This window comes from Brochothrix thermosphacta DSM 20171 = FSL F6-1036 (genome assembly GCF_036884295.1).
GTDB classification, from domain to species: Bacteria; Bacillota; Bacilli; order Lactobacillales; family Listeriaceae; genus Brochothrix; species Brochothrix thermosphacta.
In genome coordinates, this window is record NZ_CP145608.1 from 1,343,788 (window position 1) to 1,369,478 (window position 25,691).

Sequence of the window (25,691 nt, forward strand, 5' to 3'; positions counted from 1 at the left end):
ATTTGGAAGGTAAACATAATTTAATAATGTATTTCACCTATTTATTTTATAAAACAAACCACAGTGTTATTTTTACCGGGCATTATAAAAACACTATTTTCGAATCGAAGGTTTTATATATTTTATAGAAACTCTTTTAAGTGCAATTTATCGAAAATAACAGCTCTTTCACGTACGAAAACTCCCGCAAAACGAGCGGGAGCTTCTGTGTTATTTACTTAAATCCAAATGCAACGTTACTTCTGCACCTGTCACGGATTTCCCATGATGCCAGTTTGTTTCTATTTGAAGTTTTGCTTGTAGCAATGGCCATGGCAAACGGTCTCTACCGTTATCAAAGAACTCGCGAAAAATATCTCTGATTAAATCTAAAATATCTTCACGCTTTTCAGCATAATCATAACAGGTGAATACAATATAAGCTGAGCGATTTTCTGCAAGAAAATTGTGGTCTTCCTGTCTATCCAGAACCATAAACGGATACTGATATTCCTCTATCGGGAAAGTCACTTGCACATCATGCCCTCGTTGCTGTATCCGGCTCTTAATATCTTCATAAACGCTTTGTAATACGTGTAATTGCGTCATTTAAGCTAGCTCCCTTCAGTTGTTTTAACGTGATACAACTAAAGTATAAACAAAGGAATGGCGTTTTGTAAAAACAGGAAAAAAGCAATTTGTCCCTTATTATAAAGCCATATTCGTATTATGGGGATGTGAATGATTAGCTTAAGTTACGAATCTGTTGCGAGAGTTCTTTAAAGGCTTTATCCAAATCATCATAACTCGAATCTTTTGGCGTCAATAAACTAAGTTGCCCCAAAATATGTTGGCGTTCATTCTCTAAAAGTAGCCGTTTGGTATCATTATCCTCGCCTGTGACTTGTTTTTCTAGCGGCTGTCCTATTTTTTTATCTTTAAGTAGTAATACTCTATCTGTAACTTTTTCGATGAAATAACGATCGTGTGACACAACGATTAACGTACCCGTAAAGGCAGCCAAAGTGACTTCCAATTGCTCGCGAGAAGGTAAATCTAAATGATTAGTGGGTTCATCTAATACAAGGACATTAGTTCCTTCAATGATATAGCGCATCAACTTACACTTAACTCTTTCCCCCATGCTCATTTCACTAATTGGATTGAACCATTGCTGCGCTTGAAAGCCTAGTTGTTTAAATAGATGACGAATACCTGCTATTTCAGAGCGATTATAAGGCGTGAATAACTTTTCAGGGCTTTTATCTAACGGCAAATCAAATACTTCTTGTGTTAAATAACCTATTTTAGCTGCAGGTGAACGCCAAACGCTTCCACTTGTGGGTGTTTCCCCCATAATAATATTTAACAAAGTTGTTTTTCCCGCACCGTTGGCTCCCGTTAAAGCTATTTTTTCCCCCTGCTGGATAGTGAAACTGACCGCTTCAAAAAGTGTCTCTTGCTGATATTTTTTAGTGATACCTTGAAGTTCCAAGATACGACGACCTTGTTTCGGCTGATTTTTCAGAGTAAAGGTAACTGCCTCTTCTTGTGTTATCGGGGCAAGATCCGCTTTATCAATTTCTTTTTGTAATCTTTTTTGTTTCGATTTAACTTGTGTATCCATCCGTTTCGCTTTACCACGGTAATATTCTTTAAAGCCTTCTTGTTTCGTTGATTGTGCATGGGCTTCACTTGACCATGATTGTAAGGTGTTCATTTGGTCGGATACGCGTTTGATTTCTTTTTTTTGTTTGTCAAAAGCCCGCGCTTGTTCTTTTTCTCGGTTTTCACGAACAGACTGATAATGCGAATAATTTCCGATCTGTTCAATAATTTTCTGAGATTCAATTGACCAAATTTTCGTCGCAACAGCATCGATAAAATAGCGATCATGGGATACCAGTACAACTGTACCCGTATAGCTTTTTATTTGTTCAATTAGGAACGCCGTGCTGTCTTTATCTAAGTGGTTGGTCGGTTCATCCAACAATAACAAACCATGTGGCTGCGCAAAGCCGAAAGCGAGACGTCGTTTGAGTTTCTCTCCACCACTTAATTTTTCATAGGGTAGATTTGGGACCTGCCATTGTGATAATAATTGTGCTTCTTTTGTTGAAACCATTTTATCTTCAACAAATGTTGCTGCTTCTTGAGCAACTAATAGTGGTTTAATTTGTGTATCAAACCACTGAATATGACCCGTACTTGGTAGTAAATCCTCTGTCATCAAACGCATTAAGGTCGATTTTCCTGCTCCATTTCGACCAATAATTGCTAAACATTCACCTTGTTGAATACCGATGTGTTCCGCTTTAAATAATAAATCCTCTTTAAATGTAACTGTGAGGTTATTCATTTTCATTAATTCTTTCATGTAATCATCCTCTCACGAAGGGAGAAAAAAATCCCTCCATCATAATAATGGAAGGATTAGTATATATGCCGCACTAAATAAACGTATACGTTATTTTTAGAGAAAATGGGCAGACTAATCCTATTGGTATCATTTGAAAAATTCAGTTCAAACGTTTACAACAAGATTATATTTTCATCGGCCACCCATCGTCCCTTCTGTTTTTAAGTTACTAAAATTATAACATGGCACTGAAAACTTAGCAAAAAAGCTTTTTTAGCCATTCGATTTATTTTACAAATCAGCGCTTTACATAATCTTAACATAACCTTTAAGTAGACTTCACCATTTAAAAATATATTTACTTTAAGATAAAGACATCACATCTTAAAGGAGCTACTATGAAAAAAATCACACAGCTTAGTATTGTCATCTTACTATTAATTTTCGCTTTCCTTCCCTTCAAAACAGTTGCAGCTGAGGCATCATTATCGCCGATTGTTGTCTACGATGTACCAATCTCAAGCCTTCACCCCACTCAAGCAGGTATCGGAAAAATTCAAATTTCCTATAAATTGACTGAATATCTCGCCAATGATGCTGCTTTAACAGCCAGTTTCTTTGAAGATTTTAATGAAGACAATGGTTATATCAAAGGCAACTATTTAACTGCTGATACACAAACTCCAAAGCAAGATAAAAATCTTTTGAAAACAGTTAATATGCGAGAAGAATTAGGGGCACTCGTCAACCCAGCGCTTGGAAGTTTATCTGTCCAAGTTGTGATTGGACCTCATAAAGAATATTATGCTATCGATGGTCATCATGGCTCAAATACTAATCAACTCATTAAAGAGATGACCGGACTGGGCTATGATAAAATTAATGTCGCAGTAATTGCTGACTATAGTGATTTAGATGAAAAAACTTTCTGGCAAACGATGTTAGCACAAAAGTATATGTATCCGAAAGCTTATAATGTAGCTACACATCAGTACGAAACAATTTCAGGCTTGAAATTGCCGAAACAAATGAATAACCAATTGTTTGTGAATGATCCCTTCCGCGGTTTGAACTACTTCTGGCGTTCAACTGCAATCAATAAAGATACTATTTCTGTTCCTTTTGCTGAGTTTTACTGGGGTGAGTTCATGTCACGCACACATGAATTTGATGAGTTGAATTTTCAAACACCTGGTGATTATCAAACAGCTTTTGAACGAGGCAATGTTATTTTCGAAAAACTGATTGCTGGCGATGCTAAATACACTAACCTGTTCAATGAAGTTGTTACGCAACAGTATGGCATAACAGCTAACCAAATTGCCTTACAAGACAGCTACAGTGCAGCTAAATTAGCAAAACAGCAAGATAAGCTCGATACAGCAAAAGCATATATGTTCTCACATCCGAATTTAACAACATCAAATCAAGCTGTTTTTGACGGCAATACACCCGTAGAGCCACCTACATCAGAAGATTCATCTACTGATGATAATACGAGCACCTCTGATACTGAAACAAGTTCAACTGCTAGTGATGATAGTTCTTCTTCTAGTGAACCAGATACGTCAGGAAGTGATACAAATTCTTCTGATACTGCAACAAGTTCAACTGCTAGTGATGATAGTTCTTCTTCTGCTAGTGAATCAGATACATCTGGAAGTGATACAAATTCTTCTGATACTGCAACAAGTTCAACTGATAGTGCTGATAGCTCTTCTTCTGCTAATGAATCAGATACATCTGGAAGTGATACAAACTCTTCTGACACTGAAACAAGTTCAACTGCTAGTGATAATAGCTCTTCTTCTAGTGAATCAGATACATCTGGAAGTGATACAAACTCTTCTGATACTGCAACAAGTTCAACTAATGGTGAGAATAGCTCTTCTTCTGCTAGTGAATCAGATACATCTGGAAGTGATACAAATTCTTCATCTAATTCACAAAAAAATTCATCTGAACGTGAAACGAGTTCTTCTACAGATGCTGCTATTTCACCAGTAGAACAAACACATTCTTCAGATAAAACAGCTACAACACAAATTGCTGATTCTACACTACCACACACGGGAGATAGCCCCATCCATTTTTGGTTAATCCTATTAGGTGCTGCTTGTGTGATTACTGCGGGTATTAAATTTTATCGCTTAAAGGAGTAACTTAATCACGCGCAAATAAAAAAGCCAACAAGCTGACGTTTAACTGTCAGTCTGTCGGCTTTTTATTATGACTTTAATCCTAAATGTAAAATAGGATATGGTTTACCACCGTCATCTCTTTCGTCTCGCGAAAGGACTTCAAAGTGTTGTTTAAGATAAAATCTAACTGCAGCAGCATTTTGTTCATTAACATCCACTGACTTAATCGCGAAATCAGAAAATAATTGAGCCATGATAGAACGCCCGTATCCTTGTCCGATGTATGGGGGTGCTATAAAAAACATTTCTAATTTTTGATTAGCTATCGCTGAAAAACCGATCGGCACATCGTCCTCTAACCATAGTTGCATATCTAATAAGGGTAAGTATTTAATTAATTGTATTTTAAATTCTTCGAAATCGCCTGGTAATAAAAAATCGTGTGTTTCACGAACAGAAGCTTCCCAGATACTGATAATAATAGCATCGTCTTTACGAATAGCAGGTTTCATTTTAATTGTCATCTGTATAAACTCCTTTAGTAATTAAGTCCAAAATAAATTATAAAAATTAATAAATAAACTGCAATTATAGTAATAACAAGGCCGATAATGAATAATAGTACCGCTAAAAAAAGAGGCATTGACGTACGTAACTTCCAACTGCTTCTTATTAATAACCAGCCAAAAATGATAACAATGAGTGCGATTAAAATGAATGATAATCGCTCTTTATACATAGCCCATATTTGCATGTATTAGCCCCCTTAGCCTCTCTTTATAATAACATATTACCCTTTGAAAAATATTTTTATACAATTGAATACCATCGTTTTCTCAACTCATCCACTACTATGTTTTACAAAGTAGGTGAAGTGTTATAAAATAGTAACTATAAGTAAAGGTGGTGCAATCTATGGAATCCGAGCTGAAAATCTCTTCGCAGATGCTCAAAGGTATACTTGAAGGGTGTATTTTGATTGTTATTAGTCGTGAAACAGTCTACGGTTATGAAATGAATAAAAAGTTACAGGCCTTTGGTTTTTCCCCCTTATCAGAAGGAACAATTTATCCCTTACTTCTAAAATTACAAAATAAAGGGCTAATTGAAAGTGAACAACGTCTTTCCCCCGATGGACCAAAACGAAAATATTTCAGTTTAAGCGACACCGGACAATTAGAATGCGAGCGATTCATCCAACAATGGCGTATCTTAAGACACTCCGTTGATCAACTAATTGAAGGAGGCGGTTCATGTGATGAAGGAACTAATAGCTGAAAATAATAACAAAAGACACGCTTTAACTAAACAAAATCAACTGTATTATGAAGATATATTACTCTATTTACGATTACGAGGCGGTTGGCGTTATCAAGAACAGCAAATTGAAGAGATATTGCTGGTGATTTTAGATGATTTATTAAGCGCACAAGCTGATAATATCACTGCTTTAGACTATTTTGGCAAGCATCCTCAACAGCTAGCAGATGCGATGTTAGTCGAAATAAAACCAAGTACATGGAGTGAACGTCTTTCTGCTTTTTTATATGCTTATGCTCCGTTCTTATTATTTTTCATCCTAATGACGTTTATTCAAACAGTGCCTGCCATTAATTTTGGTAAATTATTATTTGTTTTAGTAGCTCTAGTTCTTCTAATATCTATTTTACTTTTATTGATTCGCCGTTCGATTTATAGCAAAAAAATAAAATTCGAAAAAATTGTTCTTTATGGCGTTAGTTCACTAGGGATGATGGGGTTACTTTTGACAATGATTTACTTTCCGCCTTTTTTTGTAGTATCATTCAATAATTTAACCAGTATCCTCATAATTAGTTTATTTCTGGTAATCGGTTGTTACTTTTCTTTTAATAACAAAGAGAGTTTGTTACGTCCTTACTTCCCACTATTATTGTTAGTCTGCTTGCTCGCTTATGCTTACCGGGTGCCTATGTTACAGGGATGGTTAGATTCACTAACAGGCACTATTATAACAATTGGGTTACTCGTTATCGGCCTAATACTAAGTACCAAAACAGTTTTGCGTAAAAAATAAATAACAGAAGTGACGTCAAACAAGACGTTGCTTCTGTTATTTTTATTTACAGCTCTATTTTTTAGTCATTCCGCGCTAAACGTTCTCGCAATGCAGGATCACTAGCGAAAATATATAAACCGTTAATCCCCCGTTTCATGAGGATGTTAATCGAATTTAAAACGATTTTTTGTTTGATTAATTCAACATTATCAAAGCCTGTTTGGCCACTAAAAGCTGCCGTATCACAGTAGTTAGCTGTTATTATTTTAACAGAATCAGTCTCAACATCGTATGAAACAGAGGGACCTAAAATAACACCCACATAATTCAAATCAAAACCTTGTACCGTATATATTGAACCGACTTCATCAATTGAATCCTGTCTTTCAGCCCAAGTTTCGCTGCCTTTCACAGTCGTGTTCCAGGGCAACTTGAAATTAGTATCTTCAACATAATACACTTCATTGTTCTTTTTCATATGTACATAATCGAAAGTTGAAACAATGCGTGATAAACCTGCTGTCTTGTTTTTTTGTTTGATGGCCTCATACATTGCTAACGCACTATCAAATATTTTGAAATCAAAATTATCATCGTGTGGCAGTGGCTTGATTTCAGTTATTACAAAGCTATCAATCCAGTCAACGACCTCGTCATTGGCTTTCATTCTGAATTGATCCTTCGATTGATAGGGTTCTTCAGTTGTATAATCAACGTTAAGATGAGCTAATTTATTTTCATCCCAATAACTTTTCAATTTCAGTACTTGCTTCTCATCATAAACTGCGATTACTATTTTACTGCGTTTAATAATCTCTTCCAAGTGGTTATCTTCAACAAAACTATTATAACTATCTGATCGAGACAATAATAAATGTGCTTCATCTACAAATACAATATCAGCAAAATCATTATTTTTCTTCATGTCATTGATAAAAGTAGTTGGTTTCATAAAATTTTTCTTCTTAAGAGCTTTAACTTTTTTTGAAATTTTTTCATACGTCTTAAGCATTTCACCATGATTGACGAGTAGTTTATTATCTGTTTGATACAAGGGTGAGTTTTTATCCTGTGATAATTCCTGAATGCGATTAAAAACAGAACTTAAAATAACACTCTTACCGACACCAGCTTCACCCTTAATAAAATAAACAAATGGTTTTTGATCATTAATATGGGTTGTACACTTCTCAATAATAGTATTTTTTAAATCTAATTGCTCTGCTGATAATTGTTTAAAAGGTGATAATTTATAGATATCTTTATTTTCAATCTCATCAGCACTATACGAGGCTATCCCCTGAGTAAGGAGTTGTCGCCATAATGTTGTAAACACCTGCTCGTTAAAATAAGCTTTATTATGGTAGTTATGAGTGATACTTTGAACCGTTTGACTTTTATTTTGTAAGATATATTTTTGATCCGCTAAAAAGTAATTAATCAGCTTCGTTTCAATATTGTAGGTGGCGGATTGATTGAATTCATTATGGCTGATGACATGAGCTGTTGTAAGTTTACTGCGCTGTGGATTGGCTAAATGAGCACGCATTCTATTCTTCAGTGCAACAGTTTCGCCGATATACGCTTCTTTATCATTATTTAATAAATAAACAGTTGGATAGTCGACAATATAGTCATCACTAATTTGCTTAATCGCCTGTTTATCTAATTTAAATTGCTTAATTTTTAATCCAGTCATCCTCCAACCACCTTTAAGTAATGTTAATCTAGTTCTAGATTACCTTGCATAACAACGTTTGTCATGTTATTTTAAATGCCCTTTATTTAGTTGACATAATAAAGTTATAGATAACAAAAAGACATCCATTATATCAATGGACGTCACTCTCTTAATCATTCAATTTAACACAGCTCTAAAACTACATGACGGGTGTGTATACTGACGGTTTTGTTTTAATACCATTCAATTTAACACAGCTCTAAAACAGTTACTGACTTGTGCAGCTCGATATTTCAGTTTTAATACCATTCAATTTAACACAGCTCTAAAACCGAACACTATTGTACATATGAGGAACGTGGGTTTTAATACCATTCAATTTAACACAGCTCTAAAACACTGAGGGTATTCAGTACGTCGCTACTACGGTTTTAATACCATTCAATTTAACACAGCTCTAAAACATTGTCGTTCCTTGCGTAGTCGTTTGCTGTGTTTTAATACCATTCAATTTAACACAGCTCTAAAACCTCAAACAATGAAATTTTGTCATTACTGCTCTCGTTGCGCGATTCAAAAATGAAGGTATTACTGCCAAAATTCGATATAATCATTATCAATTTGTAATTTTCGTTCATATTGTAATTTGCCTTTTTTAAAGATTGGTTCAATCAGTAATAGCTTTATGTTTTTATAAAGTGCGTACTTGTATACTTCTAGAAGCTCTTGCTCTACAAAATAACACCTTACATTATTCAAAATAATGATACGAGCAATTTTCAATTGTGCGACAAGATCAATCAGTAGTAATAATCTATCCAAAATCGACTCTGTTTCAACCTCTATAGTAACATTAAACAGCTTATAAAGCGAAGATAGTTTTACTTCTTCATTCAGTTGTAGCGGTAAATCATAGTCATTTAACTGAATGCCTATAAGTTGACGGAGCTCTACTAATTGATCAGCAATAAGATCGATTTCCTTATTATTATGATACTGTTTCTCTAGCTGTTTATAAATTTTAGTAATAAAAACACGTTGTTTAAAGTCGAAGTCTAAGATATCCGTGATAATCACTGTTTCATTCGCAATATTTAATTCTTCATTGTTTTCATAAAGTCTCATTTCAATTGCAGGAGTTTCAAATTCTGAGATGCAGTGAAAACTTTCAATAAGTGACCGATAAAATTTAATGTTTTCTACTTCAACTATAATAACACTCGTATCATTAAACAGCAGGCTGTTATCTAATTGGAAAATTTCAAGATTCATATGATTGTCAATCTACTATCATCATCAAGTACTTTGTCTTGTTGAAAACCAACCATTAGATCAATATTGGCATATTGCTTTTCAGTAATAGTTAACACTTGTACCAGCCCCTTCGTTGGACATGCTTTTTTTATTCTGTTTTTCAATAAGTTTGCAGTCGTTCCATTCAAAACTAATTTAGAATAGACAGATTGTTGCAACATTATAAACCCTTCTTGGATTAAATATTTTCGGAAATGTCGATAGGCTCTTTTTTCAACAGTGGTTTCAACAGGTAGGTCAAAAAAAAGTAATATTCGCATGTAACGATAACTCACTGTGCGACTTCCAAAGACTTAATTAACTGTGGATTGCCTTCATCCAATGCTTTAAAAACACTTTTAAGATACAGGTGAATAGCCATAGTGACAAAGTGTTTTTGTCCTTGAATGATGACCTGTTCATTCAATAAATTGACTAACTGTAATTTGTAAGCAGTATCAAACGTATCATTCATATTGTTGTAGACTAGTGCATCAACCACAGGCCTAAAAGGTTCCATCAAATCGGATGACAAGTTAAAATAATTAAATTGATTCGTATGTTTTAAACCGATTTGAGTCAAATACCCTTGACTAACAATCTCCTTATTAAAAGTCGAAAGTAAGATAGTGTAGCCATAGTTCAGTGCTATATTAATAGTGTCATCTGACTCTCGTACGAAATCCTTGCCAAAAAGAGCATTAAAGTACACTTTAGCCGCATGACCTTCACGATTTGTAACATCATATAATTGTAAGTCGGCGAGATAATTTTTCAACTTTTGTGCTGCTGGTAGTCCTAATTTATTAAGCAATCGTTGTTGCTGCTGAATTTTTTCAGCAATAACGGCTGTCCAAATTTCTTGCTGAGCAGAAATTGACCATGCTAATTGTGCTTTAATTTTTTTGCTTGTATTATGAGCCCCATAATAAGGTACAATCTCACTTTCAGGCTGCCTTTTTTCATCGCAAAAAATGACTTTAATCTTTTGTTTCATCAATTCAGAAATCAAATAAGCTGTTAAAACTGCGCGCGTTGTATCAATCAGCAATGTGTGTATTTCAGATAAATGAATCATTTGTTCTTGCTCGCCTCGAACAATTAAATAGCCATTTTTATATGATAATTTCACATGTTTTGTAATCACAACCGTTCGCCAACTCATCGTTTCACTCGCTTTCTAATTATTATAATCCTCAATTGATTGATATAATCCAGTAACTGATTGATTGATAATTTTAAAATCCAACGCTACTGATACAGACCCTAGTCGTCCTTCCCTATTGCTCATCTTTAGTAACTTCAAATCTCCATTTGTTGCATTTGCTTGTGTTATTTTCAATAGTTCTTCAATCACTTTAACTTTTTCATTATAAGTACAGCTATAAAAATATACCTTGTTGACCTCTATTTTTTTGATGAGTTTTTCAAAAATTTGATAGTCTGCTGCTTGTTTTCGAATAAGTTCTTCAAAAACAGCTTCTAAATGTTCAAGTCGGTAGTATTTTAAAAACATAGCCTCATCTGCCTGTTTTGTGCTAATCAACCAAATGACTTTGGCAGCTTCATCACTAACGATTAACTGACGCGCATTGTGCCGTTCACTCGGGCCAGCAATATAAAGACGGTTCCCGTTATTACTAATTAATTGATATTTTAAAATTCGACCATTAAGAATTTCTACTTCAGATTTTATTTGCTCAGCAATGTAGGCTTGCAAACTAGTTTCACTGTTATCAATGCGTGTTTGAACTGCTAATGGGATACCGATAATTTCCCGCTTTAATTTGCGTCCTTTTTTAAACTGGATCAATGCATAACTGGCATAGTTAACAGCTGTATAACCACCATAGATAGCTGTATCCAAATGTTTTTTTAATGGAATTGTTTTTGATGATGACTCCTCTACAGGATAGATCGTTTCTTTAAACAGCGCACCTGATTGTTCCTCAACTTTTCTGACGATATTACATTGTTTAAAATTCAAAATCCGCTTCAATTTCGCAATATCTACTTCCGGGTTCCACTTCACTTCTCCCGTTGTGCTATTGTATTGCTGCTTACTTAAATTTTCTACAATAAAAGTGAACTTTGGTTTTGCTGCTGATTTCCCGACTTCATTTAAATAATGCTGATAGCCTTTAAATAAATATTCCATTTCTATTTTCGGGTAGTTAGAAGTTATATTCGTTCCTAAAAAAGCGACTAAAAAAGCATCTTGTGCATGGTGATAATCATTCACATTACGATTTTTAATAAACTCAAATTTACGGCGAAGACCACTCACTAACGTTGCTTTAATCGCAAAGACTTTTGTTGTGTCTTTGTACTCTTGTTGAAGTAACTGTGTCACATGTTTAGTAATTTGACGTGTTTCAACTAATTGTCTGGCAATAAAACCTTCTTTATCACGATCCGTTATTTTTGTTCGGGTTAAATTACGGAATTTTTTTTCACCAATTAAACCAGCATTTTTTAATTGTTCCCATCGACTATAATTCTGATTAATGATTGAACTGTTTAATAACAAACTATCTTTTTTTCGTTGATTTTCAACTTTCTTAACAAGCGCTAAATTTTCAATACTATTATCTTTAATATAACTTTGTGGTAAGATATGATCCACTTCATAAGAATCAAGTCTTTCAATATCTAAATGTTCACCACTATACATACATTTACCGTTCTGGATAAAGTATAAAAATAATCTTTGACTGCTAAGCTGTTTACTTCGTTGTTTCAGTTCTTTTAAGTGCTCCAAATTAAACGTGTCTGTTTCTTTTTTGAGTTGTGCATAAGCTTTTTCAATAAATTTATCTCGTGGCGTACTTCTCTTAGACTCTTCATCTGATCGAGCGAACTCAATAAAAATATTTTCAGCAGGTTGTTGCAATACTTTTTCTAATTCTTTCACTATTTTGATGGCTTGCCAAATTCCTTTTTTATTCGCAGGTGATGCGGCTAATTCATCAATCCGTTGTTTATTTAGTAACGCTGTTTCGTTCTCAAATTGCTCTTCAATGATTTTTTTAAACAGATAATCTTTATTTCGAATGATTTGCATGAAATTTTCATTAGTTTGCCATAATATCTCGTTAATAGATAACTTGTGATCCTCATCACCGGAAACGGGTGTTTTTATTCTATTAATGAGGCGTTGCGACAAGCGTCCCCAACCTCTGAAACGCACTTGCGCTAATTGTACTTGCTGTTGTTCTGTTAGTTGCGGGTATTCAGACAGTTTTCTACGCATAATTTTTTTATCTTCAAAGACAGTTGACCAATAGATTATTTTTTCGAACATTTCTTCATTCGCAGGATTCGATACTGTTTCACGATCAAAAATCTTCACAAAACGATGAAAAGCTTGTAATGAGGTCGCGAATTCTGTTTCTTTTTGCGTCCCTTGAACAACTGAAACGGTCATATGTTCATGCTCTGCCAACCATTTTTTTAGGCTTGTCTGCGTCACTTTCGTTTTTTCTAGGAAAAGTCCTTCGAAAATTCGTTTCTTCAACGGAATATCAATTGGTTTTCCATCCAATCTAATTTTATTAAGCTCATTTAAGACTTCGAATTTCGCATAACTAAATGAATGTTTTGGAATAACATCTTCATGAATTAAATACGTGCACTTATTTGTCATTCGTTTGATAAAGGCTTCTGATGATGCATCGATATCAACCATTTCTTCAAAATTAAACGGTGTTATTTTACCGGCTTGTTTACGTACCATCCACGCAAATTCACTGTCTTTTTGGTCGGCTAAAGGTCCAACATAATATGGAATCCTAAATGTTAGTAGTTTATGAATATTATCTTTCTGCTCTAACAAAAACGGGTAATAGGTTGCTTGATTTTCTAAAATTGCTACTAATTCTTTTTCATGTACTTGATAAGGAATCACTGCATTTCGACTACTTCTTTGTAATGGTAATAAACTCGCAAATGTAATATTTTTTTCTAATAAAGCATGTTCTACAGTCGTTAGAACGTTTTCCTTTGCTAATAATAGTTCGATATGTTTGAACAAACGTTCCTCTTTGCTGTATTTTCCATACGCAGCTGAGAGTCCTTTTTTTATGTTTTTGCTTTCTTCGTAATTTGAACTTTTTGCACCAATATAATCTGTATAAAAATATTCGAATTTTGCGCGTTCATCATTTGTAATAGCGTTGCTTTTAAGCATTTTTTTGACAAGTACAAGTTCTTCTTGATGTTTTCTATATGATTCTTTTTTTGCTTCTGCAAAATATTCATAACCGTCCATCGATTCATCCAAAATGATTGCACTGTATATTTTCTGAGCAGTTAATAAAAGGTCATACTCCTCATCAGCTAAAACGTCTGCTAGCGTTAACAAATCTAATTGAACTTGTTCAGTACTCATGTTCATTGTCTCTACAATTGTTGCTAAATTTTCTTGTTCAAAAATGCTTGCTGGTTTTGCTTTTAACCCCACAATTAAATTAAACAGCTCTTTTAACAGCGGTTTGTCTTGTTTATCTTCACCAGTCAATTCAATTAAAAATTTAACTTTGCTGGATCTATTCATCATTCTATCAAGCAATATTTTTTCAAAAACGTTTATATCAATAGTTTCCGGTATAATTATCCGATTTAAAGTGCTATTTATCATTGTTATAATAGCTTTAATATGATGTTGTAGTTGATTACCGTCAGTCGTGAATGTTTGATCTTCATAGATAAAATGACCGCGGTATTTAATAAGATGATGGATAGCTAAATAAACCTCACGAATATCAAATTGGCGATGTTGTGAAATAAGATCATAACGTAGATGATAAATCGTTTTATATTGTTCATAATAGTCTGCATCAGTATAATCTTTATCATTAAATAAAATATTACCTTTGAACTGTTTTTGCTCATCTTTGGGTGATAAAAAAGCTTCTTTTAAACGTATAAAAAATGATGGATCCTTGCTTAAAATTTCTTTTTCGAACATATCTTCTAATAAACGTAGTCGAAACTTGCGATGATTTAATCGACGTCTTGTACTCCGATATCCTCGACGCTCTGCTGCTGTTTTTCCTGCTTCGAAAAGAGAAACACCCCACAAGTTTTTATTTTTAGCTTTTAGTAGTTTGGAATGGCAACAGTAAATTGAACAAAAATTATAAGGGCTGTAATTTAAATTCGGTAGGCGTTAAATAACCCAATGTTCCATGAATACGGATGTTATTAAACCAATGAACGTAATCATTTAATTCAAGTTCCAGCTGATTAAGATTGGAAAAGTGAGCTTGGTTTGCGAATTCTGTTTTAAACACTTTGAATGTTGCTTCCGCTACAGCGTTATCGTAAGGACAACCCTTCATACTTAGTGAACGTTGAATATTAAATGTTTCAAGCGCTTCATCAATCAACCGATTATCAAATTCTTTCCCTCGATCCGTGTGAAACAGCTGTATGTCATTTAAATTTGCAGAAATGCTTGCTAATGCTTCATAGACAAGACTTGCAGTCTTGTTTTCTCCTACACTATGTCCAATAATTTCACGATTGAAAAGGTCTACAAATAAACATACATAATGCCACTTTCCACCGACACGAACGTATGTTAAATCACTTACAACGACAGCTAATTCTTTTTCTTGAATGAACGCACGTTTTAACTCGTTTCTTATAAGTGCCTCATTCGAACGTGATTTTTGCGGTTTAAATTGAGCCACAGTGTAGTTTGAAACTAAACCTAACGAATGCATTATGCGGCTAATTCGGCGTCTTGATACATGTTTAGGTTCAGCTAACTTTAATAATTCTCTTTTGATTTTACGCGTACCATAATTATTACGGCTTTCTTTGAAAATCCGTTCAATTTCTTTTGAAAGTGCGATGTCCTCTGTTTTTCGCTGCGAAGTGGCATCTAAATTTATATGATAATAATAGGTGCTCCTTTTAATCTCGAGGACGGCACACATTGCTGATACCGAATAAAGGTGAGCGTTATTACGAATCACATTTATTTTCGTCCCATGATCAGCGCCGCTTGCTTTAAAATATCATTCTCCATTAGTAACCGCTGATTTTCTTTACGTAATTTATTTAGTTCTATTTCATCTTCTGTTCGATTATCTTTAGCTGCGAACGAGCCAGTAGCTTGATGATTTTTAATCCATTTATCTAATCCCGAAGGGGTTAAATCATATTCACGAGCAATATCAGCACGTGACTTTCCATTTTCATAAAGCTTCACCATTTGCAGTTTAAATTCAGGCGTAAATGTTCGACGTTGACGTGGCATAGTAGCACACTCCTTTTTATTAGTAGTCTTAGTTTACAAGCCCTCATTTATTCTGTCTAACTTAGTGTAGCCTATCCAGTTTCTGTCCATCAGCATCTGTTACTGCCCATCCGACACTGGTTGTTCCGATATCTAATCCAATATTATATTTTTTATTTGTATTCAGAGACATTTTTTCACTCCTTCATTAAATTTATTATGTTGACATTTTTCTCGCAAAGTTATATTATTAAGTTGTATCATTCAATTGATGCCATTCAATTTAACACAGCGAGTTAAAATAAACATTTTTGTTTAGCGTCTTTAATTAGATGACCTGCCATCAGGTCTTTTTTTTTTGTCTTTTTTTAAATAGCGCTTACATAATTATCATACCGCTATTTAGATACGATGTCATCCAATTATAAGTTTTTTATTAATCTGTTGACCATTTGTTGTTAATTTGTCAATAAAAGCACTATAAAAGTTAACTAAATCTTATTTTTAGTAGGTCCATGAGAAAACTCACCCTCACGCTATTCTAACTTTCTATACTACAAACACTCAAAATCATATCTAATTACTCTCACCTATACTTAAGATTGATACTAATTGTGACATATAAGGTATTTCATTTAACATTATAATTTTATTATATATGTAATCCACGTATTTTATTTATTTAAATTTCACTAAAAAAGCATGGAATAATACAAAAATGTATAATCCATGCCTTAAACAATCATATAGTAACAGCTGCTTTATTTTCGATATGTGTTTTTCGAATATACTGTTGTTTTAAAATCAGCTGGCGTAATCAGAACGGGCCAATAAAAAGCGCCGCCCTTCCACCCTTGTTTTTCCTCTCCATTTTGCCTCAATAAAATAAGTGCGGGTATATCCGTAGCTAATACACGTGCTTCTGCTAATTCATCGTGGCTAGTATCAGGCGCATCTTCATAATGTTGATTGCTTTTACGAATGCGTGACATGTTACGATTTTCACGTAATACTAGCCATACAAGTCCTTTATCAGCAGATTTTGTTTCACGCGACATATACAAAAGCGCAGAAATAAAATGTCTACTATCCCATGGATGGGCATCTTTAACAGCGTAGGTTGCTACAATCTGCTCCAGAATAGTTTCGACATCTTCTACTTTCACTAAAAAAGACCGGTTGTCATCTTCATCAACAGCAACTGCTCTTTTACGAAGGTCCGCAATAAAAACATCCAATTTTTTCACCAAAGGTGCTAAATAACTTTTTGGTATTGTTTGAAAACCAATTGGCAATAAACGGCGGTGTGCTTTTAACATTTGAATGTTAGACAATAATAATTTATTAGGACTACATGGGATAATCTGATTGTTGTCATCTTTTTGAATAAATACAACCCCTTGTTGGTTAGAGCCACTTATGATCGCTTGACGTAAATCGGCATCAAAGTAATACATTTGCTCCATTACATCATAGATTGTTTGTGTTGTATAAAAACGAGTGACAGCTATATCAATTAGCGGTCGAGCCCCGTACATACGCGAGTGTTGTAACACAGTATCTTGTTGGAATTTCTGTGGATTCCGTCCATAGTAAAAACCGATTAAATTATCAATTGTAATCCCACGATCTAAAATTTGGCCTCCGATAAAAAAGTTCAAGGGTGTACGATGTTTAAGTTGGCCGCTCTTATCCAATAACAACTCAACGTCCTTTTCAGAGTTGACGACTTCAATTAGCAATTCTTCATTAACTAATGCTTGTTTAACTGCCATTAACACTGTTGGAAAAGCTGGAATGGAAGCTTTTTTTCTAAAGAGCGTTCTAAATCAGTATAAGCTTGTAAAATTAATGCCTCAAACAATTCCGGCTTTTCTGTCATCGCAATTGTTAATTGCTTTGCTAAATTTTTGACGATGTCTGCCTGCCATTGATGAGCAGCTTTTGTTGTCATTGTATGCATTAAAAAAGCATATTTTTCGGGGTAGTGTTGCTGTTCTTGTTGTTGAAGATTACGTAATTTCCCACCGACGATAAAGTTAATTAACGCCGAACGAATACCTTGATAACGTTCTCCAGTTAATAAAAAGTCAATTTTCACACGACGTTTATCACTTTTTTTGAAAATCTCTATTTCAGCTGTAGTTATTTCATGATATAGATAGCTGGCAAGATGATTTTTCTCTTTTGCTTTTTCAAAATATAGTTCTCCACCCACATATTTATCGTGCGTGGGTAAAATCGTTGTAAACGCAGGACGTTTTGGTTGATAACCATTAAATCCCGCGGTTACCTCATCATCCGGTTGTAAATAAAGTGAGTAAGGTGTTGCGGTCACTTGTAAATAAAATAATTGTGAAATTTTCCCGCGTATCTCATCTATTTGATTAGCGATAACTCGTAATTCTACTCTGTTTTTTTCACGATTTTGTTCGTATGAAACTGAGGCATAATCGGCTTCATCATCAATTACTAAAATACGTTTTTTCGACAATTCTGGGTAGTGTTCAAACAAAAGTGTATCTAGTCGTTGAAGATTGTTTTTCTCTTTCTTCACAACTAACGCTAATTTTTTAGCTAATTCGTATTTAACAAGTTGTTGTGGCATAGCTGTTATATCATAAATCGCTAACTTATCATGTGTAATACTTTCTTCAAACTCTGACTCTAAACGCTGTTTGGTTTGTCTCGCTAAAGCATTTGAGTTTTTTGTTAAAAGAATAACTACATCGATACCATTATCGTAAGCTAGACCCATTACTCCTATAAACGCTCGCGTTTTCCCTGACTGTACTTCACCTAGTAACATCCCAGGTTTTTTAAATGTTGTTGGTTTCTCTAATAGTTGTTTTATTGTTTGTTTCATTAAATTTTCTTCTACAGAATGATAACTATTTCGTTGTTTTAGAGCTGTGAAGAATAACGCTGTTTTTATTTTATTTGTTAGTTGCATCTTATACTCTCCTATTTAATCAATACCTTTACTTTATCATATTAAAGCTATTTACCAAACGATTATTTAGTTTTTAATTTAAAAACGATTGCTTCTTTATATATCTGATCTCAAAAGCATCGTGATATCCAAGAGGAAATATACTGCCTTAAAATTTATATTATTAGCTTTAGTTAATTTAAAAAATTGGCATAAAAAAGATCCTCGTTTCCGAGAACCTCAATGACTAAAAGTCATATTCACTATTGTTATGTATATTAAGTATTTTTTATTGATTATACGAATTAAATGCTGCAAAACCAATAAAAACGAAAAACAAGATGTACATGATTGCAAACGCTAAACCAATTAGAAACGAAATCCAGCCTGCACGGTTCCAAGTTTCTTGAACAGCCTTAAACGTTTCAATACTTTGGTAATTATTATTTTTCCAAGCCCATTCGTTGCCTTTAGCACCACAAACAAAAATCCAAATAATATTAAAAAATGGCACTAAACATAAAAGTGGTAGATATGACTTGTTACCAAAGCCCCAATTGATGTTAAAGCAAAAGGCACCCCAGTTCCATCCTTTAATTTCTTGTGGTACGACTCCATTTTGAACGTATTCACGCGAATACTCTTGCTCATTATTATCCATTGTCATCCCCCTTAAAATTTTTTCAGGTCTATCACTCTAGACTACTTTGAAGATAGTTGTGATACCTTAGTTTTATAGTACCATAAAATTAAGGCAATAAGTTATAGCAAAATAAGATGATTGATTACACAATTTGATTAAATAGCACTCTATTTATGATGTTGCTGTGTTTTCACTGATATGTTTTTTGAAAAAATAACAAGGAAACTATAACTGATTGATACTCTCGTGATTAAAAAAGGAGAATAACAGAAGGATTACTCTTAAAATATTAACAGAAAGAGTGGTACTCGCTTTCTTGAAGGTTTGGTACTCACTGTCGCTCCGTCCCATACTGTCTTTGTAAGCTCATGTCTTCGCAACAATGTCAGCACCCATACTACTCTCGTAAAGCGAATGAATTCGCTACGACAGTAGTAAAAAAGAGTGTCTGAGATACGCTCTCAGACACTCTTTACTTTCATAATATAGGTAATCGTGTGATTAGTTTAATATCTCATTGATTTTAGCTAATAAATCAGCTGTTTCAACTTCAAAACTTTCGCCTGTTGCACGTACTTTAACTTCAACGATACCTTCTGCTGCACGTTTACCAACTGTAATACGTACTGGTAATCCTATTAATTCACTATCAGCAAATTTAACGCCTGGGCGTTCTTTACGATCGTCAATTAATGATGTCAGGTTGTTTTCAGCTAATAATTTTTCAATTTCAGTTGTTAAAGCTGCTTGGTCCTCGTCTGCTGGTTTAATTGGGATTAAATGCACATGGTAGGGTGCTAACAATTTGTTCCAAACGAGTCCTTTATCATCGGCAGTTTGCTCAATGATTGCTGCTACCAGACGTGAAATTCCTAAACCATAACAGCCCATGATAAATGGTTGTTGACGTCCATTTTCATCAAGGTAGGTTGCTTTCATTGCTTCTGAATAAAGTGATCCTAATTTAAAGATATGTCCAACTTCAATTCCTTTAGCGAAACTTAGTGTGCCAACGCCATCTGGAGTAAGGTCACCTTCTTGTACCATTCGTAAATCAGCAAATGTTTCAACATTAAAATCAGTGCCATGATTGATGTTAATAAAGTGGTAACCTGTTTCATTAGCTCCTACTGAAGCATTAACGATATCTTGAACGGCAGAATCTGCATAAATTTTCATATCAGCTGGTACATTTACTGGCCCTAGTGAACCGTATTCAGCGCCCATTACCTCTAATGCAGCTGTTTCAGATGCCATTTCAATAACAGTAAGATCCAATAAGTTTTTCAATTTCACATCGTTGAACTCATGGTCGCCACGTAATAACACCATAACGATTTCTTCGTCTGCTTGTACGAGTAATGATTTGATTGTTTTTTCAATTGGAATAGATAAACCTTCCACAAGATCAGCAATTGAAGTCATTCCCGGTGTTGCTACTTTTTCTTTCGCTAATTTTTCTTCAGTTGAAGGGTTAGCTTTATAGTAAACTTCTGCCATTTCAACGTTAGCTGCATAATCGCTATTTTTATCATAAACTATAGTATCTTCACCAACATCAGCAATAACTTGGAATTCACGTGAACCAGTACCACCAATTGCACCTGAATCAGCAATTACAGAACGCCATTCTAAGCCACAACGGTCCAAAATACGACCATAAGCTGTTGCCATATCATCAAAAGTTGTATCTAATGAATCTGTCTCAGCATGGAAAGAATAAGCATCTTTCATTAAAAATTCACGGCCGCGTAATAAACCGAAGCGTGGGCGACGTTCATCACGGAATTTAGTTTGGATTTGGAAAACAGTTAATGGTAATTTTTTATACGAGTTAATATCATCACGTAATAAATCAGTTACCATCTCTTCATGTGTAGGTCCTAAGGCAAAATCACGATTATGACGGTCTTTCATTGTCATTAAATCAGCACCGTATTTATCCCAACGGCCTGACTCTTTCCAAATTTCTGCTGGTTGTAATACTGGCATTAAAATCTCAGTTGCACCAATTTCTGCTAATTCTTCGCGTACAATCGCTTCGATTTTATTTTTAACTGTTTGAGCCAATGGTAAATATGAATAAATACCTCGTGCGCTTTGACGCACATAACCCGCACGGATTAGGAATTGATGACTTTTAATTTCAGCATCACTTGGCACTTCTTTTAGTGTTGGGATGAAAATTTTAGATTGTTTCATATGTGATTCTCCTTAAGTTTTTTATTTGAAAAAGAAACGGGTAATGTCATTCCAGGTCACTAAGACCATCAATAACATTAATAGAGCAAAACCGATAACGGTCACCATACCTTCTTTTTTAGAATCTAATGGTTTACGACGAATAGCCTCGACAATTAAGAAGAGCAAACGTCCCCCATCTAATGCTGGTATTGGAAGAAGGTTAATAATTCCTAGATTGATACTTAATACCGCACCCCATTGTAATAACATAATTGCGCCGTTATTTACAACTGCTGCTGTACTTTGGTAAATATAAACAGGGCCGCCTAGTTTATCCAATGAAAATCCTCCAGTAATTAAATTACCTAAAGATACAAAAATTTGTTTAAACCAGAAAACAGTTTGATCCACACCGTAAGATAATTTTGCTCCAATAGAGCTATCCTTAGGTGCCATAACACCGATTTGGCCAACTTTTTCTTCACCTTGTGTTACTTTTTTTGGTGTAACCACTATTTTTTCGATTTCGCCATTACGTTCAATTGCAAAATTAAGTTTTTTATCGGGATTTGCACGAACAATTGTTGTCATATCTGTCCATGTTGCAATTTTTTTACCATCAATTTCCTTGATTAAATCATTTTCTTTGATGCCTGCAGTTGCTGCAGCAGAACCTGATTGAACATCTCCCATACGTGCATCATTTGATGGCACGCCACCTGATGCAAACGCAAAGATAATGAATAAGAAAAAGGCTAAAATAAAGTTAAATACTGGTCCAGCAGCAATTGTCATGAAACGATGGATCCAAGATTTTGAGCGGAATTGACGGTCATAAGGAGCGATTGCTCGCTTATCGTTTCCATCAACAATTTCACAATCTCTTGCAACTGTATAAGTAATTAATTCCTCTGTTTCATCGCCTAGTACAATTCCTTTAATAAACAAACTTGTTTCCAATTCAGCTGATGCTACTTCGAATGGTTCAATGTTAGGGTATTTTTCAAGATTTGATGTGACGATTTGTTTAACTTCACCTGCATCATTGAACAATAACCCCACACGATAACCTGCATTAAGGACAATCGGTTCATCATCCTGTCCAGCCATTTGAACGTAACCACCTAAGGGTAGTAGACGTATCGTATAGAGAGTCTCTTTCTTTTTATATGAGAATATTTTAGGTCCAAAACCAATCGCAAATTCGCGAACCAAGATGCCTGCATTTTTAGCAAACAAGAAATGGCCGAGTTCGTGGAAGAAAACAAGTAAACCAAAAACAACTATAAACGCAATTATATTTTCCATTTGTCACTCCTTCTGATTATAACCACGACGTGACACGCTGACGTGTCTCTGTTTCGATAGCTAAAATCGTTTCTAATTCAGGGTTTTTGATGATTGAATGGGCGAGCATCGCTTTTTCAACCAAATTTTCAATATCTAAAAAACTAATTTTTTTTGTTAAGAACGCTTCTACTGCAACTTCATTAGCTGCATTGAGAACAGTTGGCATTGAACCGCCTGCTTTACCTGCTTCATAAGACAGGTATAACGCACGAAATCTTTTCATATCAACAGCCTCGAATGATAATTGTCCAATTTTATTTAAATCAAACGGTTCATCATAACTAATGGGTAGACGATTCGGGTACGTTAAGGCATATTGAATCGGTAATCTCATATCAGGCGCACCCATCTGTGCAATCATACTACCATCCACGTATTTGACACATGAATGTATAATAGATTCACGATGAATGGTTACATTGATTTTATCATACGGTAATCCAAATAACCAATGTGCTTCGATAACCTCTAACCCTTTATTAAACAAGGTTGCCGAGTCTATCGTTATTTTTGGTCCCATCGCCCAATTAGGATGGTTTAATGCATCTGCTAATGTAACATTGGCTAACTGTTCACGTGTTTTATCACGAAAACTGCCACCCGAAGCTGTCAATAATATTGAATCTACTGCACGTTTCGAATTCCCCTGAAGCGATTGAAAAATGGCGGAGTGCTCACTATCAACCGGTAGCAATGTTACATTATGTTTTTTAACGGCATCCATCACAAGATGGCCTGCTGTGACAAGTGTTTCTTTATTGGCTAAAGCGATTGTTTTATGTGATTCAATGGCTCGCAAAGTGGGTAATAGTCCCCTACTCCCTAAAATGGCATTCACCAACATTGTACTTTTATGAAATGTCGCCACTTCAATCAAGCCAGCCATCCCATGATAAAAGGTGACAGTCGGAAATTGGTGTGCTAACTGACGCGCTATATCTTTTGTTGCAACACTAACAATTTCAGGTGAAAATTCGCGGATTATTTGAGCTCCTTTTTGAATATTCGATCCAAAAGCTAGTGCTACAATTTGGAAAGCGGCAGGATGTTGTCGCACAACCGCTAAGGTTTGTACTCCTACAGAGCCAGTTGCACCTAGCAAACTAATTTTCATCTCATCACCTCTTTTTTTACATAAATTGTAAAATAATCATCATTGGAAAGACAAACAACCAGCTATCAAAACGGTCATATAGCCCACCATGGCCTGGTAAGATTTTCCCTGAATCCTTGACGCCACAATAACGTTTGACACTAGATTCAACCAAATCACCACATTGACCTACAATAGATAATACAATTGTACCTATAATAATATGGAGAAGTGAGAGATCGATTGGGAAAATAAGGGTATAAATAACAGCGACAATAGTAGCAATCACTGTTCCACCGATAGAACCTTCAATTGTTTTATTGGGAGATATTGTTGGTGCTAATTTAGTTTTACCGAACTTGCGCCCTACAAAGTAAGCAAAACTATCTGTTAAAATAACAACTAAAATCCCAAACATTAAGAGATTAAAACTGTCACTTCTAACAGTGATAAACGAACGGAAACCTGCGGCAATATATAAAGAAAGAATAATACCAAGAGCCGCCTGTGCTACATTCACTTTATCAGCTGATAATACACTTGCTGTAAGGTTCATCATTACAATAACAGAGACAATTAAGATAAAACTAATGTTATACTCTGCAAGTCTGTCTAAAATCGATGTTGGGAGTAAAATCACCCATCCTAAAATAAACAGTAAAATACTATCGATAGCAAATAATGAACGTTTTTGCATACGAATAACTTCACCAATAGCAATTGTTGTTATTAAATACATCATTGCTTGAAAAGGCGTTCCGCCGATTACAAGGAAAGGTACAAAAACAGCTAATGCTAATATGGCTGTTATGATACGAGTTTTCATCTTTGTTCACACTCCAAGTTTTTTACTTCAAAATACCACCAAAACGACGGGTTCTATTTTGATACGTTGCGATTGCTTCGCATAAATCTTGATGACTAAAATCTGGCCAATGTTTTTCAACAAAATAGAATTCACTATAGGCAATTTGCCACAACATAAAATTACTCACTCGCATCTCACCGCTAGTACGGATAAGTAAATCGGGATCTGGAAAAGTATGCGTCATTAAGTGTTTTGCAATTAATTCTTCTGTTAAATCATCTGGCGTTAATTCCTGAGCTAATAGTTCACGCATTGCAGCTTGTGTTGCCGATACTATTTCAGCACGACCACCATAGTTAAGTGCAAAATTCAAAACCAAGCCTGTGTTATTTTTCGTTTTATCCATTGCATCTGTGATGACCTTTTGTGTATGTTTTGGTAAAACATCATGATATCCCATTACATGCACACGAACATTTTCTTTCATCAGATCCGGCATGAATGTTTCAAAAAAATCCACAGGTAATTTCATTAAAAATTGAACTTCTTCATCGGGTCGTTTCCAATTTTCTGTTGAAAAAGCGTATAAAGTTAATACTTCAACACCTAACTTACTGGCAGAGGTCGTAATTTTTTTCACGGTATTCATGCCCTCTTTATGCCCAGCAATTCGAGGTAAAAAACGTTTGTTAGCCCAACGGCCGTTACCATCCATAATGATTGCGATATGTTTCGGAATATTTTCTTTTGATAGTTGCGACTCGATATCGTCGCTGCCATTGTTATTATTAAATAATTTATTAAACATAGTTTATCCCCCACAAGGTTTTATTTCAAAAACCTGACTTATTGTACTCGTTTATCATACCAAAAATACACGTATGATGCATGATTTAGTGGTGAAACTCATCTAATTATTACTATATTATCATAATCAGAGTTG

Annotated in this window: 21 protein-coding genes and 1 CRISPR repeat array; of the genes, 3 read left to right on the plus strand and 18 right to left on the minus strand. The window is 34.7% G+C overall.

All coding sequences use genetic code 11. The features are described 5' to 3' along the window. Positions 1-210 precede the first annotated feature (210 nt). Positions 211-588: a hypothetical protein gene (locus V6S17_RS06885; RefSeq protein WP_029090916.1), complete on the minus strand. Its 378-nt coding sequence runs from the start codon at positions 586-588 to the stop codon at positions 211-213. Positions 589-724: 136 nt separating this feature from the next. Then, complete coding sequence (gene abc-f, locus V6S17_RS06890; RefSeq protein WP_029090915.1) at positions 725-2,356, minus strand: ribosomal protection-like ABC-F family protein; 1,632 nt, start codon at positions 2,354-2,356, stop codon at positions 725-727. A 380-nt stretch (positions 2,357-2,736) separates the two neighbouring features. On the opposite strand from abc-f, the gene V6S17_RS06895 reads away from it, so the two are divergent. Further along, on the plus strand, positions 2,737-4,500 hold the full coding sequence (locus tag V6S17_RS06895) for a ParB/Srx family N-terminal domain-containing protein (protein ID WP_029090914.1): 1,764 nt from the start codon (positions 2,737-2,739) through the stop codon (positions 4,498-4,500). A gap of 65 nt (positions 4,501-4,565) precedes the next feature. Here the strand turns inward: V6S17_RS06895 and V6S17_RS06900 are convergent, their stop codons facing one another. Then, on the minus strand, positions 4,566-5,003 hold the full coding sequence (locus V6S17_RS06900) for a GNAT family N-acetyltransferase (RefSeq protein ID WP_244877100.1): 438 nt from the start codon (positions 5,001-5,003) through the stop codon (positions 4,566-4,568). A gap of 14 nt (positions 5,004-5,017) precedes the next feature. Beyond that, the gene (locus V6S17_RS06905) at positions 5,018-5,233 is read right to left on the minus strand and encodes a hypothetical protein (protein WP_029090912.1); all 216 of its coding nucleotides are present in this window, start codon (positions 5,231-5,233) and stop codon (positions 5,018-5,020) included. A 161-nt stretch (positions 5,234-5,394) separates the two neighbouring features. Here V6S17_RS06905 and V6S17_RS06910 point away from each other — a divergent pair, with 161 nt between their 5' ends. Both V6S17_RS06910 and V6S17_RS06915 read left to right on the plus strand, forming a co-directional pair. Beyond that, on the plus strand, positions 5,395-5,757 hold the full coding sequence (locus V6S17_RS06910; protein ID WP_036026939.1) for a PadR family transcriptional regulator: 363 nt from the start codon (positions 5,395-5,397) through the stop codon (positions 5,755-5,757). Then, a complete protein-coding gene (locus tag V6S17_RS06915; RefSeq protein ID WP_338515644.1) occupies positions 5,735-6,535 on the plus strand; it encodes a hypothetical protein in 801 nt (266 codons plus the stop codon). The genes V6S17_RS06910 and V6S17_RS06915 overlap by 23 nt, the downstream gene beginning before the upstream one ends. Before the next feature lie 61 nt (positions 6,536-6,596). Here V6S17_RS06915 and V6S17_RS06920 read toward each other — a convergent pair whose 3' ends face one another. The 14 genes from V6S17_RS06920 to V6S17_RS06985 all read right to left on the minus strand — a co-directional run bounded on the left by V6S17_RS06920 (position 6,597) and on the right by V6S17_RS06985 (position 25,556). Then, positions 6,597-8,216: a DUF2075 domain-containing protein gene (locus V6S17_RS06920; RefSeq protein WP_029090909.1), complete on the minus strand. Its 1,620-nt coding sequence runs from the start codon at positions 8,214-8,216 to the stop codon at positions 6,597-6,599. A 146-nt stretch (positions 8,217-8,362) separates the two neighbouring features. Further along, a CRISPR array of direct repeats spans positions 8,363-8,728; the repeat unit is 36 nt; unit sequence GTTTTAATACCATTCAATTTAACACAGCTCTAAAAC. Between the two features lie 58 nt (positions 8,729-8,786). After that, positions 8,787-9,470 carry a type II-A CRISPR-associated protein Csn2 gene (csn2, locus tag V6S17_RS06925; RefSeq protein ID WP_029090908.1) on the minus strand — a complete coding sequence of 228 codons (684 nt, stop codon included), beginning with the start codon at positions 9,468-9,470 and terminating at the stop codon, positions 8,787-8,789. Beyond that, entirely contained in the window at positions 9,467-9,787 is a 321-nt protein-coding gene (cas2, locus tag V6S17_RS06930; RefSeq protein WP_029090907.1) for a CRISPR-associated endonuclease Cas2, read from the minus strand. The genes csn2 and cas2 overlap by 4 nt, the downstream gene beginning before the upstream one ends. Then, positions 9,784-10,656, minus strand: a complete 873-nt coding sequence (gene cas1 / locus V6S17_RS06935; RefSeq protein ID WP_029090906.1) for a type II CRISPR-associated endonuclease Cas1 — start codon at positions 10,654-10,656, stop codon at positions 9,784-9,786. Before cas1 ends, cas2 begins: the two co-directional genes overlap by 4 nt. A gap of 15 nt (positions 10,657-10,671) precedes the next feature. Next, the gene (gene cas9 / locus V6S17_RS06940) at positions 10,672-14,574 is read right to left on the minus strand and encodes a type II CRISPR RNA-guided endonuclease Cas9 (RefSeq protein ID WP_029090905.1); all 3,903 of its coding nucleotides are present in this window, start codon (positions 14,572-14,574) and stop codon (positions 10,672-10,674) included. A 55-nt stretch (positions 14,575-14,629) separates the two neighbouring features. Beyond that, positions 14,630-15,759 (minus strand): IS3 family transposase gene (locus V6S17_RS06945; protein WP_141690152.1). Its coding sequence is split into 2 segments (ribosomal slippage): positions 14,630-15,513 and positions 15,513-15,759, totalling 1,131 coding nucleotides; the frame shifts between segments, so codons are not numbered across the junction. Positions 15,760-16,499: 740 nt separating this feature from the next. Then, complete coding sequence (locus V6S17_RS06950) at positions 16,500-17,513, minus strand: Z1 domain-containing protein (protein ID WP_051457453.1); 1,014 nt, start codon at positions 17,511-17,513, stop codon at positions 16,500-16,502. After that, positions 17,513-18,691, minus strand: a complete 1,179-nt coding sequence (locus V6S17_RS06955; protein WP_051457452.1) for a DEAD/DEAH box helicase — start codon at positions 18,689-18,691, stop codon at positions 17,513-17,515. Before V6S17_RS06955 ends, V6S17_RS06950 begins: the two co-directional genes overlap by 1 nt. 268 nt (positions 18,692-18,959) lie before the next feature. Further along, positions 18,960-19,331, minus strand: coding sequence for a hypothetical protein (locus V6S17_RS06960; protein ID WP_051457451.1), 372 nt, complete (start codon positions 19,329-19,331; stop codon positions 18,960-18,962). 483 nt (positions 19,332-19,814) lie between these two features. Further along, positions 19,815-21,515: a proline--tRNA ligase gene (locus tag V6S17_RS06965; protein ID WP_029091780.1), complete on the minus strand. Its 1,701-nt coding sequence runs from the start codon at positions 21,513-21,515 to the stop codon at positions 19,815-19,817. Positions 21,516-21,536: 21 nt separating this feature from the next. Beyond that, positions 21,537-22,805 (minus strand): RIP metalloprotease RseP, encoded by a 1,269-nt coding sequence (rseP, locus tag V6S17_RS06970; protein ID WP_029091781.1) that lies wholly within the window; start codon positions 22,803-22,805, stop codon positions 21,537-21,539. A 16-nt stretch (positions 22,806-22,821) separates the two neighbouring features. Continuing rightward, positions 22,822-23,961 carry a 1-deoxy-D-xylulose-5-phosphate reductoisomerase gene (locus V6S17_RS06975; protein ID WP_029091782.1) on the minus strand — a complete coding sequence of 380 codons (1,140 nt, stop codon included), beginning with the start codon at positions 23,959-23,961 and terminating at the stop codon, positions 22,822-22,824. Positions 23,962-23,977: 16 nt separating this feature from the next. Further along, the gene (locus V6S17_RS06980) at positions 23,978-24,766 is read right to left on the minus strand and encodes a phosphatidate cytidylyltransferase (protein ID WP_029091783.1); all 789 of its coding nucleotides are present in this window, start codon (positions 24,764-24,766) and stop codon (positions 23,978-23,980) included. A gap of 22 nt (positions 24,767-24,788) precedes the next feature. Further along, positions 24,789-25,556, minus strand: coding sequence for an isoprenyl transferase (locus V6S17_RS06985; RefSeq protein WP_029091784.1), 768 nt, complete (start codon positions 25,554-25,556; stop codon positions 24,789-24,791). Positions 25,557-25,691: the final 135 nt, after the last annotated feature.